The sequence below is a fragment of the Hahella sp. KA22 genome (genome assembly GCF_004135205.1).
Classification (GTDB): domain Bacteria; phylum Pseudomonadota; class Gammaproteobacteria; order Pseudomonadales; family Oleiphilaceae; genus Hahella.
Window position 1 is genome coordinate 1,273,924 of the sequence record NZ_CP035490.1, and the last position, 15,022, is coordinate 1,288,945.

At 56.9% G+C, this 15,022-nt stretch carries 14 protein-coding genes; 5 read left to right on the top strand and 9 right to left on the bottom strand.

All coding sequences use genetic code 11. The features are described 5' to 3' along the window. Positions 1-3: 3 nt before the first annotated feature. From phoB to EUZ85_RS05700, 4 genes are all read right to left on the bottom strand, one after another. Entirely contained in the window at positions 4-696 is a 693-nt protein-coding gene (gene phoB, locus EUZ85_RS05685; RefSeq protein WP_011394745.1) for a phosphate regulon transcriptional regulator PhoB, read from the bottom strand. A 139-nt stretch (positions 697-835) separates the two neighbouring features. Next, positions 836-1,738: a 4-hydroxybenzoate octaprenyltransferase gene (ubiA, locus tag EUZ85_RS05690; protein ID WP_241566964.1), complete on the bottom strand. Its 903-nt coding sequence runs from the start codon at positions 1,736-1,738 to the stop codon at positions 836-838. 49 nt (positions 1,739-1,787) lie between these two features. Continuing rightward, positions 1,788-3,761 (bottom strand): monovalent cation:proton antiporter family protein, encoded by a 1,974-nt coding sequence (locus EUZ85_RS05695; protein WP_127968339.1) that lies wholly within the window; start codon positions 3,759-3,761, stop codon positions 1,788-1,790. 61 nt (positions 3,762-3,822) lie between these two features. After that, entirely contained in the window at positions 3,823-4,380 is a 558-nt protein-coding gene (locus tag EUZ85_RS05700) for a hypoxanthine-guanine phosphoribosyltransferase (protein WP_127968340.1), read from the bottom strand. 235 nt (positions 4,381-4,615) lie between these two features. Between EUZ85_RS05700 and rd the strand changes: the two genes are divergently transcribed. Then, complete coding sequence (gene rd, locus EUZ85_RS05705; protein WP_011394749.1) at positions 4,616-4,783, top strand: rubredoxin; 168 nt, start codon at positions 4,616-4,618, stop codon at positions 4,781-4,783. Positions 4,784-4,834: 51 nt separating this feature from the next. Then, a complete protein-coding gene (locus EUZ85_RS05710; RefSeq protein WP_127968341.1) occupies positions 4,835-5,995 on the top strand; it encodes an NAD(P)/FAD-dependent oxidoreductase in 1,161 nt (386 codons plus the stop codon). Positions 5,996-6,012: 17 nt separating this feature from the next. Here the strand turns inward: EUZ85_RS05710 and rimK are convergent, their stop codons facing one another. The 3 genes from rimK to EUZ85_RS05725 form a co-directional block, all read right to left on the bottom strand. Continuing rightward, the gene (gene rimK, locus EUZ85_RS05715; RefSeq protein ID WP_127968342.1) at positions 6,013-6,924 is read right to left on the bottom strand and encodes a 30S ribosomal protein S6--L-glutamate ligase; all 912 of its coding nucleotides are present in this window, start codon (positions 6,922-6,924) and stop codon (positions 6,013-6,015) included. Between the two features lie 22 nt (positions 6,925-6,946). After that, the gene (locus tag EUZ85_RS05720; RefSeq protein WP_127968343.1) at positions 6,947-8,431 is read right to left on the bottom strand and encodes an OmpA family protein; all 1,485 of its coding nucleotides are present in this window, start codon (positions 8,429-8,431) and stop codon (positions 6,947-6,949) included. 248 nt (positions 8,432-8,679) lie between these two features. Further along, positions 8,680-8,916 carry a cysteine-rich CWC family protein gene (locus EUZ85_RS05725; RefSeq protein ID WP_127968344.1) on the bottom strand — a complete coding sequence of 79 codons (237 nt, stop codon included), beginning with the start codon at positions 8,914-8,916 and terminating at the stop codon, positions 8,680-8,682. A 237-nt stretch (positions 8,917-9,153) separates the two neighbouring features. On the opposite strand from EUZ85_RS05725, the gene tesB reads away from it, so the two are divergent. Together tesB and EUZ85_RS05735 are read left to right on the top strand one after the other, a co-directional pair. Beyond that, the gene (gene tesB, locus EUZ85_RS05730) at positions 9,154-10,017 is read left to right on the top strand and encodes an acyl-CoA thioesterase II (protein WP_127968345.1); all 864 of its coding nucleotides are present in this window, start codon (positions 9,154-9,156) and stop codon (positions 10,015-10,017) included. Positions 10,018-10,104: 87 nt separating this feature from the next. Then, entirely contained in the window at positions 10,105-11,103 is a 999-nt protein-coding gene (locus tag EUZ85_RS05735) for an MBL fold metallo-hydrolase (RefSeq protein WP_127968346.1), read from the top strand. 5 nt (positions 11,104-11,108) lie between these two features. Here the strand turns inward: EUZ85_RS05735 and EUZ85_RS05740 are convergent, their stop codons facing one another. Both EUZ85_RS05740 and EUZ85_RS05745 read right to left on the bottom strand, forming a co-directional pair. Next, positions 11,109-13,727, bottom strand: coding sequence for an EAL domain-containing protein (locus EUZ85_RS05740; protein WP_127968347.1), 2,619 nt, complete (start codon positions 13,725-13,727; stop codon positions 11,109-11,111). A gap of 200 nt (positions 13,728-13,927) precedes the next feature. Then, positions 13,928-14,377 carry a flavodoxin gene (locus EUZ85_RS05745; protein ID WP_127968348.1) on the bottom strand — a complete coding sequence of 150 codons (450 nt, stop codon included), beginning with the start codon at positions 14,375-14,377 and terminating at the stop codon, positions 13,928-13,930. A gap of 188 nt (positions 14,378-14,565) precedes the next feature. On the opposite strand from EUZ85_RS05745, the gene EUZ85_RS05750 reads away from it, so the two are divergent. Continuing rightward, positions 14,566-15,021 carry an EVE domain-containing protein gene (locus tag EUZ85_RS05750; protein ID WP_127968349.1) on the top strand — a complete coding sequence of 152 codons (456 nt, stop codon included), beginning with the start codon at positions 14,566-14,568 and terminating at the stop codon, positions 15,019-15,021. Position 15,022: the final 1 nt, after the last annotated feature.

Genomic DNA, 15,022 nt, shown 5'->3' on the forward strand with positions numbered 1-15,022 from the left:
CGCTTATGGCGCTCGGGTCGAAAAGCGATAACCCGTCCCACGCACGGTTTGAACCAGATGATGATGACTGGGCTCCAGCGCTTTGCGTAAACGTCGAATATGCACATCCACCGTGCGTTCTTCCACGTAGACATTGCCGCCCCATACCTGATCCAAAAGCTGCCCGCGAGTATACACCCGTTCCTGATGCGTCATAAAGAACTGCAGGAGCTTGTATTCCGTGGGGCCCATGTTGAGCGCATCGCCTTTGGCGGTGACGCGATGGCACACTGGATCGAGGCGGAGTCCTTCGACCTCAATGGGGGTTTCCATGCCTTGTACGGCGGTGCGGCGCAGCACTGCTTTCAGGCGCGCGACCAGTTCTCTGGGAGAGAATGGTTTGGTGATGTAATCGTCTGCGCCCACCTCCAGGCCCTGGACTTTGTTGTCCTCTTCGGTTTTGGCGGTGAGCATGATGAGAGGGATTTCCGAGGTGTTTTGGTCTCGCTTTAACCGGCGTGCGAATTCAATGCCGCTGACGCCGGGAAGCATCCAGTCCAGCAGTATGAGGTCCGGCTTCTGATCAATGATCAATGCATGCGCTTCCCGCGCGTCCCCGGCCTCCAGGTAGTCATAGTCAGCCATTTCCAGAGCGACTGCGATCATTTCCCGGATGGCGGGCTCATCGTCCACTATGAGAACTTGTTTGCTTGCCATGCAAAACACCTTTTTGAATACTCGATTGCCGAATTATTACAACGGCGTTTTGTTACAAGTATATGACAGGCGCTTAATTAATGTGATGGAAATGAGCCCGACCGTTTGCAGTCGGGCTGTAAGCTTGGCGGAATGGGCTTTAGGGACGGAAAATAAACTCCAGAACCAAGCCAAGAAAAACGGCTGCGCCAACCCAGTGATTGTTGAGGAAGGCCTTAAAACAGTGCTGGGAACTGCGGTCGCGAATCAGGTGCTGTTGATACACAAACAACATGGCGGCGGCGATCAGGGAGACCTGGAAGTAAATGCCCAGCTCGTATTGCGCGCCGACCATGAACAGGATGCCCAACGTTAATACCTGCAAGCCCGCCACGGCGGCGCGATCCGCCTCGCCAAATAGAATGGCGGTGGATTTAACCCCGATCTTGAGGTCGTCCTCCCTGTCCGCCATGGCGTACATGGTGTCATAGGCGACAGTCCATACCACTGTCGCGGTGTACAGCAGCCATGCCTGCTGCGGCACGGCGTCAAGCTCCGCGGCGAAAGCCATGGGTATGCCCCAGGCGAAGGCCGCGCCCAGTACGACCTGGGGCAGGTAAGTGTGGCGCTTCATGAAGGGGTAAGTTGAAGCCAGCGCCAGCGCTCCGGCTGAGAGGTAAATCGTCAGGGCGTTGGTGAACAGCACCAGAATGAAAGAGACCCCGACCAGAACGCCGAACAAGGTCAGCGCCTCTTTTTCCGTCACCCGGTTCTGTGCAAAGGGACGGCTTTTGGTGCGCTCGACATGCATGTCTATACGTCGGTCTGCATAGTCGTTAATGACGCACCCGGCCGAACGCATCAGCAGGACGCCGACAACGAAAATGAACAGGTTCTTGAGGGAGGGGGAGCCTTCAGCAGCCAGCCATAGCGCCCACAGCGTTGGCCAGAGCAGCAGATAGGTTCCGATAGGACGGTTCAGTCGCGTGAGATCGATATAAACCGGCAATTTCGCCTTGATTTGTTCCGCCAGGGATGGAAGTGGACGCCCTTGGGATTTCATAGCCAAACAGAATCCTGATTTAGTATGTGGTTTGCCACTGTGTTCAAGCTCAGCCGCCCAGTAACTTATTTTCCGCCTGTTCAACTTGATCCGCCGAACCATGCAGAATCAGCGTATCGCCGGGCTGCAGAACAAAATCGCCGGAAGGATCGAAGAATTCCTCATCTCCGCGTCGAATACTATCGACATTACAGGCGGCCAGTTTCATCTGCGCCAGAGAGCGATGACAGCTGTAAGCGCCATCCGGTAGCGTCAACGCATGTAATTTTTCCAGCGGCGTGCCGTCAGCGCCGACCAACTGGGAGTTAATGCCAGGGTAATAACCGTGCAGCATTTTGTAGCGGCTACGGCGCACTTCCTCAATTTGACGATGAATTTTCCTGGCCGGCGCGCCCATAAGGGTAAGCACTTGAGTCACCAACATCAAGCTGGCCTCCAGCGTCTCCGGCACGATTTCCGTCGCTCCCGCTTCCTGCAGCAACGACATTTTTGAGTCATCCGCCGTGCGCACCAGGATCGGCACGTTGGAGCCGGTGGAGCGGACCTTGCGAATGACCGCCAGACTCTTGTCCACATCAGCGTAAGTGATGATCAGCAGGCGCGAGCGCTCCAGGCCCAGCGCCTTGAGAATATCCAGCCGTTCAGAGTCGCCATAGTGCACAGGCTCGCCAGCAGCGGCGGCTTCTTTTACCCGCACAGGGTCCTTATCCACGGCGGTCATGGGCATGCTGCTGCGACGCATGAAGCGGGCGACGGTCTGTCCTACCCGGCCGAAACCGCAGACAATGGCGTGGCCTTCCAGTTCGGAGCAGGCGTTGGTCAACGCTTCCACGCGGGTTTGAGCGACACCCTGTCCTTTATCGGAAGGGAAGCGGGCGCTGAGATAGCGCGCCAGATTCATCAGCCAGGGCGTCAACGTAATACTGAGAATGACAGTGGTGATCACCACTGCGCCAGCTTGTTTGGATATCAGCTGGAACTTTTCGCCCAGTGCGAAGAGAGCGAAACCGAATTCGCCGCCCTGAGCCAGGTACAGGCCGGTCTTCAGCGCAACGGCTCTGTCTTTCTGGTGACGATAGGCGAGGGCGCCGATCAGCGTCGCCTTAGCCAGCAGGAGCATTGCAGTGATGAGGAGAATCCAGGGCCAGTTGGCGAGCACTTCCTGAAAGTCCACGATCATGCCTACGCTGATAAAAAACAGGCCCAGCAGAAGGTCGCGGAAAGGGCGAATATCCGCCTCAATCTGATGTTTATAGTGGGTTTCCGACAGCATCATGCCGGCGATAAACGCGCCAAGCGCCATGGATAGCCCGAAGCTGTGGGTCAAAGCCGCCGCCAGCAGCGACACCATCAACACGGTCAGAACGAAAAGTTCTTCCGAGTGGGATTTGGCGACTTCCGTGAAAATAAACGGCAGCACGTATTTACCAATCGCCAGCATCAACGCGAATAGCAGAGCGCCTTTACCCAGGGTGATGGCCAGTGCCGCCGCCAGGGATCTGTCCGAGCCGCCCGCCAGAAACGGGATCAGAATCAAAAAGATAACCGCAGCCAGATCCTGGAACAGCAGCACCCCCATTGACATGACGCCGTGAGGCAGACCCAGTTCATTGCGCTGCACCAGCTCTTTGCTGACCACCGCTGTGGAGGAAAGCGCCAGAGCTCCGGCGATGATAATGGCCTCTTCCGTACTGGCTTTGAACAGCCGGGCGATGCCGAAGATCACCAGACTGCTCACCGCCACCTGCCAACCGCCCAGGTTGAACACCACCTTGCGTAAAGCAATCATCTTGGCCAGAGAGAACTCCAGCCCGAGGGAGAACAGCAGAAATACCACGCCGAACTCCGCCAGCACCTGGATCGTTTCCACGTCGTCCACCCATCCCAAGGCCGTGGGACCGACGCCGAGGCCCACCGCGAGGTAAGCCAGGACAGAGGGTATGTTCATGCGCCGGAACAGCGACGATACGACGACCGCCGCGGTGATCAGCACCAAAAACTGACTCAGATTAGCTTCATGCATAAGAGGTAAGGAACCAACATCGCCTGTTAGTGAATTGGTTTAGCGCCCGGGCGGGCTTAGCTTAAAGACCTTTTACGGCGTAGATGCCAGGTGCGTTGCGCCAGTAGCCTTTGTAGTCCATGCCATAACCGAATATGTAGCGGTCAGCGACTCTCAGGCCAGTGAAATCGCACTTCTGGCCGGGATAGACTTTACGTTCATGCTGCTTGTCCACCAGCACTGCGGTGTAGACTTTCTCTGGCTTCTTGTCTTGGCAGTAATCGCAGATGGCGTGCAGGGTGGCGCCTTCGTCAAGGATATCGTCAAGGATGATGACCGTACGTCCTTCCAGGTTTTCGGCCGGCTCCACTTTCCATTTCAGACCGCCGCCGCTGGTCTGGTTGTTATAGCGGGTGGCGTGAATATAACTGACTTCCAGCGGAAAGCGCAGCTTGGGAAGCAGCTTGCCTGCGAACACGACGCCGCCGGTCATCACGCAATACACCAAAGGGTTGCTGTCTTTCAGTTGCGCCGTGATTTCCTGCGCCAGACGCTCGATAGCCTGGTCTACCTGCGTTTCGTCGAATAGGCAGTCTGCTTCCTGAAATACCTGCTGCATGTTTTCCATATTATGGGACATTGGAATTACCTGAGAGTTACCGTTGTGATGATGAATGTTCTAAGAATTTATAAAAGTTACAGGGCTTGTTGGCGACGCCGGCGCCTCAACAAAGCCTAGTATAACGATTTAGCCCCGGAATGACTTGATCAATGCCGGCCGGAACCTTATAAATGCACTCACTGTGAATCAGGCGTTTTACCATAAATAAGAAGCTCTTTGCGGCTTTTTTGACAAATTTGAATAGGATACTGTGATGCGTAAATGGCAATGTGTGGTGTGCGGATACATTTATGATGAGGCGGAAGGCTGGCCCGAAGACGGTATCGCTCCCGGAACCCGCTGGGAAGATGTGCCGGAAGACTGGATTTGCCCGGACTGCGGCGTCGGCAAAGAAGACTTTGAAATGATTCAAATCGGTTAATTCGCTCTCCAAGCCGCTCAACTCTCTACTGGAAATATAAAAGGATACGTCATGCCGGATACTGCGCCCATCGTCATTATCGGAACCGGCCTCGCTGGCTATACGCTGGCCCGTGAGTTCCGCAAACTCAATAAAGACGCGCCGGTGCTGATGCTGACGGCGGACGACGGCCATTCATACTCCAAGCCGATGCTCTCCACTGGCTTCGCTAAGGCCAAAACCGCGGATCAACTGTCCATGGCGGACCCCGGCAAGATGGCGGAGCAATTGAATATCGACGTGCGTACGTTCGCCACGGTGACGGCGCTGGACCCGGAAGGACATCGTTTGTACATCGGGGAAGAGGCGCTGGAGTACAGCAAACTGGTGCTGGCCTGGGGCGCGGATCTGATTCATCTGAATATCCCCGGCTCTGGCGCAGGCAAGGTTTTCGCGGTGAATGACTTAATGGATTACCGTCGTATTCGGGATGCCCTGCAAGAGAAAAAGAGAGTGGCGATTCTCGGCGCCGGCTTGATTGGCTGTGAATTCGCCAACGACTTGCTGCAAGGCGGTTACGAGGTGGAGCTGATTGCGCCCTCCGATACCGCGTTGCCGGGCATGCTGCCGAAGGCCGCTGGCGATGCGGTGGTGAAAGGCCTGCAGGCTCAGGGCGCGGTATTCCATTTGGGACAAGTAGCGACAGCAGTGGAGGATACTGGCGACGGCGTGGCGCTGACGTTGGATAACGGCGTCAAGGTGCAGGCGGATATCGTGCTGTCAGCCGTCGGGCTCCGACCGCGTACGTCTCTCGCCAAGCATGCTGGCGTTCAGGTTAACCGAGGAATCGTCGTGGATCGGGAAATGCGCACCAGCGCGGCGGATGTTTATGCATTAGGCGATTGCGCGGAAGTGGATGGGCATGTGCTGTTGTATGTACTGCCGCTGATGGCTTGCGCGAAAGCGTTGGCGAAGAGTTTGGCGGGCGAGCCGACCAGGGTCAGTTATGGCGTGATGCCGGTAGTGGTGAAAACGCCGGCTTGTCCGGTAGTGGTGGCTCCACCGCCGGTTGGCGCAGAAGGTGACTGGCAAGTAGAGCAATCCGGCGATTGCGACGTCAAAGCCCTGTTCGTCAACGCGAAGGGCGCATTGGAAGGGTTTGCGTTAACCGGCGCGCATGTGATGGAAAAGCAGAAACTGGCTCAGCAATTGGGCCCCATTCATAACGACTGAATGGGGCCCTGGTTCTCTCAGCCCTGACCTTTGGTGCGGGTGCTGGATTTATTTTCCTGAATCTTCTTTTCGATAAAGGCGTAAATCAAACCGGCGATATCCTTGCCGGTTGCGTTCTCAATGCCTTCCAGTCCTGGTGACGAGTTGACCTCCATGACCAATGGGCCATGGTTGGAGCGCAGCAAATCGACCCCGGCGACGTTCAAGCCCATGACGCGAGCGGCTCTAACTGCGGTAGAGCGCTCCTCGGGAGTAATCTTGATCACTGACGCCTGACCGCCCCGGTGCAGGTTGGAGCGAAATTCGCCCGGCTGCGCCTGTCTTTTCATGGCTGCGACCACTTTATCGCCGACGACGAAGCAACGGATATCGGCGCCGCCGGCTTCCTTGATGAATTCCTGCACCAGGATGTTGGCTTTCAAGCCCATAAAGGCTTCGATAACGCTTTCCGCGGCCTTGCGGGTTTCCGCCAGCACCACGCCAATGCCTTGCGTGCCTTCCAGCAGCTTGATGACCAGCGGCGCGCCGCCGACCATGGAGATCAGGTCGCGAATGTCGTCAGGGGAGTGGGCGAATCCGGTGACCGGCATGCCCACGCCTTTGCGTGAGAGCAGCTGCAAAGAGCGCAATTTGTCGCGGGCGCGTGAGATGGCCACGGACTCATTCAACGGAAATACTCCCATCATTTCGAACTGGCGCAATACCGCCGTGCCGTAGAAAGTGATGGATGCGCCGATCCGGGGAATGATGGCGTCAAACCCTTCCAGCACCTGACCCTGGTAATGGATGGTGGGTTTGTGGGTCGCCATGTTCATGTAACAACGCAGTGTGTCGATTACATGCACCTCATGCCCCCTTTTTTCACCTGCCTCCTTTAAACGGGAGGTGGAATAAAGAGAAGGATTGCGCGACAAAATGGCTATTTTCATAAGTTACCAAGGAAATATTGAACTAAGGTAGATTGGCGTCGTTGATAATCAGCACTTCAACTCTGCGATTAGCCGCGCGCCCTTCTTTGGTGTCATTGTTCGCCACCGGACGGGATGCTCCGAAGCCTTCTGCTTCTATCCGGCTGGAATCTATGCTGCCCACATTGGCGAGGAACTTGGCGACGTTGCTGGCGCGCTTCTCAGAAAGAGACTGGTTCAGGGCCCGGTCGCCGCGGTTGTCAGTATGACCGGAAATGCGAATTTTGCAATTGGGGAAGGCTTCAATTGCGTCGATGATCTTGTTCAGCAGGGTGACGTTGTCACGTTGCACTTCACTGGAGCCGGAGGCGAACTTGAAGCCGTGGGCGCGGATCAGCACATTGGCGTTCTGCCGGTAAACATCGGCTTCCGTCAGGGTAAACAGTTCCTGCACGAACTCAAAGCGGCGTTGGATTTCCTCGCTGGCGCGTTTGGCCGCGTCCGTCTCCAGCTGGACCGCCAGCAGCTTCTGTTCCATTTCCTGCTTCATTGTTTCCAGGCTGGCGGCGCTTTGGACCTCGCGAACTTCCGCTTCCGCCAGAGCATGACGCAGGGTCAGTTTTTCCTGCTGCAGTCGGTTCAGGGCTTCGTTGATGGATTCTTTGACCTGCGCAGGCCCTTTCTCGAAAGGAATTTCAGGAACTACAGGCTGTACGGCCTCGGCCAGCCTGGCCTCATGCCAGAGTAAAATATCTTCCAGACTGGCGTCCTTGGCGTCGAAGTCTGCGGCCTGGGCGGCGATGGCGCGAGCGTGTTGCACCTGAGTCAGGGCGCTGTTGGCGTGGCGACGGGCTTTTTCCTGTTGACTGCGGTCATTTTCCAGTGTGGACAGCGCCAGCAGCATTTCCTCTTCCGCTACCCGCAGGGTTTTGGGTGCGCGGTCATCGATGTCCTCTTTGCGCGCCTGCTCGATCGCCTTGCGGGCTTTGCCTGTCACGTCCAGTTTCAGTGAGCGCAGTTCGATATCCCGGTATACGCCTGCGAGGGCGGTTTGGGCTTTGCTGTTGTCAGCGCCGGGTTGTTTCTCCAGTTGCGCGGCGATATCGCGCAGTTGCTTGTCGGCGGAAGCGAACTCATCTGCAAGCAGCTCATCTCCGCTCACGGCTATCGCCGCCTGACGGGCGTTTGCAATGGCCTGCAGTTTTCCGCGGGCGGCGACCGCCTGCTTTTCCGCCTGAGCGGCGTAGGTCAGGCCTGCCTGGGCCTTGGCGGCGGCGACAGTGGGTTTGCTGCGGGAAAGATCCAGCGCTTCATTATAGGCTTCCACGGCTTTTCCATAAGCGTCTGGCGCGTACAGATGCACACCGTTGTCGCGCGCGGTTTCCATTTGGGCGTATAGCTGCTTCGCCTCATCCAGAGAAACGGCGGCGGGCTCCTGCTTCAGCACCGGCGTGCTGCTGCAGGCTGTGATAGCCAGGGCCAGGGAGGAGGCGGTGAAGAAACGATATAGCTTTTTGGAAATAAACATTATTCGGTAGTCCGTGTTTGATTTGAGGCGGCGACAAGGCCGGAGCAGAGTCTATCTGTCTTCCCCAGTTGAACTTTTCTTATGTCGTTCTGTTGTACGTTATTTGGCTGGCATACTAGCTCAAAATGACGCCGGGCCAAAGTTTACCAAACCTGGATTATCATTATATTCAGAATCATCGGCTGTTCACGGAGGCAGCGGACTCGCCCCTTGCTGCTGATGGCGGCGCAAGCGCGCTTCAATGAAGCTCAGTCAGCCGCGTCCGTCTCGCTTTGTTTGGCTTTCAGGCGCTCGTTCAGACAGCTTCTGCAGTAACACTTCGCGCCTTCTGTGAACAACTCGGAGGTCAGTCCCGAAGGTGGGAGGGAGAAGCACCAGCATGTGGACTTGCCTTTCTCCAGGTCACATTGCGCTGGACGACCGCAGCCCGGACAGGCGTGCGTGTAAGCGGAGTCGGGAAAGACGATGTTGACGGCGTTTTTCATTTTGCCGGTCTCCGGAAGCGGTAGTATTGATTGTTAGCCAGCCCGATAGCTGCGGGCTGCTTTTTATACTTAGACGTCTTCCAAGTCAATAAAAGGACGGGGCGCTTATCTCTAAGGCGACCTGCTTTAGGTTAGGAGTATTTGAAATTCGACGCAAGCCGTCGCGTAAAGCGGGTTGATTTACTGCTGGCCGAGGGTCAGTTAAAGTTTTATGACCGACTCAAACAGGAAAGCAAGATGAACGATGTAGTCCAGAAACTGTTGGATTTGTTGCAGCTGCGTGCGCTTGACGATTGCCTGTTTCAGGGCTCTAGCGAAGACCTGGGATTTAAAAACGTATTTGGCGGTCAGGTTGTCGGCCAGGCGCTGATGGCGGCATACCGCACGGTGGATGAGACGCGGGTCGCCCATAGCCTGCACGCTTATTTTTTGCGCGCTGGCGACCCCGACCATGACATTATTTACGAGGTGACGCCGATTCGTGATGGCCGCTCCTTCAGCGCCAGGCGCGTCGCCGCGCGCCAGCATGGTAAGGAAATACTTACTCTCATGGTTTCGTTCCAGACGCCTGAACAGGGGTTTGAGCATCAGGAGCCGATGGTTGACGTAACGGGGCCGGAGGAAATCGTATCGGAACTGGAGATGCGTCGTCGCTTCCAGGATCTGATTCCTGAGAGCCGCCGGGAACAATTGACCCGTGAGCGCCCGATTGAGATTCGTCCGTTGAATCCGGTCAACCCTCTGAATCCCGAGAAGCAGGAGCCGAAAAAGTACAATTGGTTTCGTGCGGTGCGCGATATGCCTGAGGGCGTGCGTTGGCATCATTGCGTATTGGCCTATGCATCGGACTTCGGTTTGTTGGGAACCAGCCTGCACCCACACGGAGTCTCTTTTTTCCAACGCGGCATGCAGGTGGCGAGCCTGGATCATGCGGTCTGGTTTCATCGCGACTTTCGCGTGGATGACTGGTTGCTGTACGCGATGGACAGTCCCAGCGCCTCCCACGGACGCGGCTTTAATCGTGGCTTGATTTATGACCGCTCTGGCCGGCTGGTGGCCTCCACCGCGCAGGAGGCGCTGATTCGTCGACGCACGGATTGAGCCTCAGAGTGTGCTTCATTCGTAATATAAAACGCCTCCAGAGAATGCAGAGGCGGAAGACTTCTATTATCACTGAGAGACTGGCGCATGACCAAAATACTGGACCTGGATGTTCCCCACGCGTATCGCAACCGTCCCCACCATGTAGGCGGTCGCTTCCGGTCTCCGCCAGGAGGGCATCATGATGGCCGGCATTCCTCGGAGATGGCGAAAGTCCTGTGGGAGCTGTTCCGGCATGGCAATGACCCGGTACGTGGCGCACACGATCATTGTCTGCAGCGTGATGCGGCGATGGCGGAGCTAGCTGCGGCGCAGGCGGAGCAAAGTCTGACCTGGCTGGGGCAGTCCTGCTTTTATCTGCGTCTGGGGGATCAACGAATTCTGACGGACCCGTTCCTGGGAGAGCGGGCTTCGCCCCTGCAGTTCAGCGGTCCCAGGCGCCTGGTTCCCGCGCCCTTGCAGATTGAAGATCTGGATGTCGATGTCATCGTCATGTCCCACAATCACTATGACCATTTTGACGCGCCGACGCTGGCGCGGGTGAAGAACAAAGAAAATGTGCCGGTTGTGACAACCTTGGGTTTACGCGCGGATTTTATCCGCTTGGGGTATCGCAAGATTGTCGAACTGGACTGGTACCAAACCTGTCGTATTCACGGCGTGCACTACACTGCGCTGCCGGCATATCACTTTTCCGGGCGTTCGCTCTGGGATGCGGATCAGACATTGTGGGCGAGCTTCGCGATAGAGGGCGGGGGCGTTAAGTGCTTCTTCGCCGGCGATACCGGATATGGCGATGAGTTTAAGCGCATTGGTGAGTTAACCGGCCCCTATGATATCGCCTTAGTGCCTATCGGCGCTTATGCGCCGCGGGAAGTTTTCGCAGGAGTGCACGCGAGCCCGGAAGAAGCGGTTTCAATGGGTAAGGACCTGAAGGCGGCGCGATTGGTGGGGATGCACTGGGGGACAGTGCGTCTGACCACGGAGCCGTTCTGGGAGCCGCGCGACCGTTTTCTGGCACCTGGTTCGGGGCCGCAGAGACGCGTTATGAAAATCGGCGAAACCCGCGCGATATCCTCTTTGTAGCCGCCTCAGCCGGACTTGGCGCGCATATCCCGCTCCGCCGCCCGCTCTTGAGCATGGGCGGCGTAAGTGCGCAGCCACTCGATGGCGAACTCCCAGGGCATCGGCCGGGCCAGCCAGTATCCTTGAATGTAACGGCAACTCATGGACCTTAGCAGATTGAGCGATTCGACATCTTCCACCCCTTCCGCAATCGCCTCATAGCCCAGGCCATGGGACATATCAATGGCGGTGCGCGCTACGACGCCGGCGTCCGGCGCGCTGGCGAGATCGCTGACCAGAGAGCGGTCTATTTTCACCTTATGCAGGGGCAGCTTCTTGATATAGGAGAGAGAGGAGTAACCCACGCCGAAGTCATCCAGCGCAATCAACACGCCCGCCGCTCTGAGGGCCTGCAATGCCGATAGCGCCCCTTCGGGATCACGCATGAGGGCGGTCTCTGTGAGCTCCAGCGTCAATCGCGTGGGGGGAACGCTGGCGCTGGCGAGTAAGCGTTGCACTTTCTCGATAAAGCTGTCGTTCTCCAGATCCACCATGGAAATGTTCACCGCAATACTGATGTTTGCGTAGCCGGCTTCGCTTAATTCCTGTAAATGGCCCAGAGCCTGTTTGATCACCCAGAGAGTGAGTTTAGTGATATGGCCGGCCTGCTCCGCCAACGGGATGAACTCGTCCGGGAAAACTTGCCCGAAGTCGTCATGAGTCCAGCGGATCAGCGCCTCAAACCCGGTAATGACATCCGCCTCAATGTCCAATTGCGGTTGGAAATGCAGGCTGAGCTTATTGGCGTCGATGGCTTTGTCCAGCTCCGCCAGCAGGGTGAGGCGTCGCTCGCTGTAAGGGTTGTACTGGGACTGGTAAACCGCGGCGCAGCCCTTGCTGTGATGGGTGGCGTCCAGAGCGATGCGCGCCAGTCGCAACAGGCCTTCAGCGCTGTCCGTGTGATGGGGGTAGGCGGCCAGACCAAAGCGCGGGTCGAGATCAAGTGAAAGGTAGCCGAATTGAATGCGTTGTCCTAGAAACTTCGACAGAGCCCGCACTTCCTGGTCGGCTTCACTGTCGCGACGGCGCTCCAGCAGCATCGCCAGGGTGATTTCGTCCAGCGACGCCACGTAAAGAGGCCCCTGTACGGACTGCTCGATGGGGATGACGCCATCCAGCGTTTCCACAAACTCATTGAGCTGATGGGCGATTTGATACATCAGTTGGCGTGCGTTTTCATTGCCCAGAGTGCGGTCTATGTCGCGGTAGCGCTGCAGGCTGATCAGGCAGGCCATAAAGTCGGCGCCGGGCCTGGCGCTGATGCGATCGGTAATGAAGCGCTCCAGATAGGCGCGGCTGGGCAGCTCGGTGACATGGCTATGAGTCGCCTCATATAAACGGCGTTGCTCCAGCAATTGCAGTTCCTGCTGCTCTTCGATGATCTGCTCCTGGGCCTTGAGGCGCTCGTTCCGTTCAACATAGATGCGCTCCACAATGGCGACCGACAGCAGCACGGCTTCCGCGGCGGAGCCGATTTCGAAGCCGTAGGCGGTCAGCAGGTTATGGGGAACGACGCCCAGAACCAATAACAGCGTCAAACTGGCGCCCAACTCCAGCATCAGCCAGGCGCAGGTAAACAGACGAGCCGAGCGCACGCCCTTCCACCAGAGATAGGGGCCGATAATGACGAGAATCAGGTCTGTCACCAGTACTAACGCGGTGGATACGCCTTTTGACAGGTGCGGAGGCGCGGCGAATACGCCGACGATTGACGCCGCTCCGGCGATGCTGACGCCGATCAACAGGTAATTCAGGCGCGGGGCTTTGACGGGCAGTTTCAGGAAACGCCGGGAGAACTCCGCCGCAGACAGCGCTATCAGGGGCACGGAGACCAGGATAGTGAAGTTCTGCAATTGAGGTACATTGGGCCAGAGGAACTGGAAGGTGCGGCCTTGCAGCGTCGCCTGCACCAGCAGAATCATCAGGGTGAAGATGACGTAGAACAGATACATGGGCTCTCGGAGCGCCAGGAAAATAAACAGGTTGAACGTAACCACGAAGAGCAGGAAGCCGTAATAAAGTCCGTGAGTGAGGGCCTCCCGATCATTGCGCAGGTAGAACGCGTCTTCTCTCCATATCTCCAGAGGCAGACTGAGGGAACCCTCGCTCTGGATGCGGAACATAAACTCATGCGCTTCGCCGGGCTCCAGCTCCACGGGATAGATATAAAGAGGGTGCAGCGTCTCCCGTTGGCTGAACGGGTAGTATTCGCCGGTCTGGCTGCGCCGGACGACCTCGTCGTTGATCAGCTCGACAAAGAGAACATCATCCAGATGAGGCGCTCTGACTACGAGCAGACGACGCTTCGGCTTATCAGTGGCGTTGGCCAAGGTGAAGCGGAACCAGAAGCTGTCTTTGGTGTAGCCGAAATTGGCGTGGTTGGCGGCGATGGTCTCCCAATTGAGGTCAGTATGGCTGAGCAGTTCCTCCAGGTTTTCTTCCCCGGTCATGTCCCGCCAGTAGTCGACAATCGGTATGGCCTTATCCTCGGCGCTGACATAGTTGCGCGGCGCTGCTGTTTCCCCCAGGCAATGGGTGCTTAGCGCGAGCAGACATAGGATCAGGAACGCTTTGATATTTGGCATTGTTCTTTTGAATTCAATAATTAGCGTCACCCCATTAAGGCTGTAATAGGGAGAAGCGAAGGCGGCGTATACAACTTAAGATTAGGTAGGGATGGACGATCACGCCAACTTGGGGCGTTCATCGTAGAGAGAAAGGGAAGGCCATTGCGAATCAATGGCCTGTTGAAAGCAGTCGGAGGCTGGCGTGGCGTCGAGAACGGTTACGCCAATTGCTGCGCCCAGGTTTGCGCCCAGGCGACAGCCTCCGCAGCCGGATCGGCGGTTTCCATCGCGTCGATCTTGAGTCCGTCTCCCACTTTCACCGCCGCCAACTCGGTCATGGCGTGCTCCATCAGCTCGCCTGCGCCGCAATAGCTATCGAAATAAGAGCTGTCGCCCAAGGTAATGACGCCAAAGGGTTTGCCGACGATATTGGGGAATTGCGTGGTGAGCGCCGTATATAAAGGCGCGATGTTGTCGGGCAGGTCGCCGCTGCCGGTGGTGGACGTACAGATCAGCGCGGCGGAATCCGCTTCCGTGATGTCTTCCAGAGTGGGATTTTGCGCCACCCGGGTTTCATATCCTTCCTCATTCAGCGCCTTTTGCACCGCCTCGGCGGTTTCCAGCGCGGCGCCGTACACGGTGCCGACGCAGATAACAATCTTTTTCATGTTCTTTCCCGGTTACTGGGACGATACAATGTCCGATTAATTCAGTCGGGTATTGTAAGCAGCCGCGCCAGGAATTTTAAGCATCTCCGTCAGGATTTGTTGTCGGAGCGCGCCGCATTAGAAATTTCTCGGCTTTGCATTTATTGTTTAGACCCCGCCATCCCGCATCTCAACAGGAGGACAAACCTATGGCGCACTGGCTGATGAAAACCGAACCCGACGCATTCAGCATTGATGACCTGGCGAACTCGCCGGAAGGTGTGTCCGGCTGGGATGGCGTGCGGAATTATCAGGCGCGTAACTTTATGCGCGATGATATGAAAGTGGGCGATCAGGTGTTCATCTATCACAGCAGTTGCCCCGAGCCGGGCGTGGCGGGTATCGCGGAAGTCTGCCGGGAAGCCTACCCGGACCCATCCTCCTTTGATCCAGAGTCGCCTTATTACGACCCTAAATCCACGGAGGAGAACCCTCGCTGGTGGTGCGTCTCAGTGAAGTTCGTGCGTAAATTGAAAAAGGTCGTTCCGTTGGGGGAGATTAAGCTGAACCCGGCGCTTCAGGACATGGCGCTGGTCAAGCGCGGCCGGCTTTCTGTGATGCCGGTAGAGCCCCATGAGTGGGACGCGATTATAGCGATGACGTGAT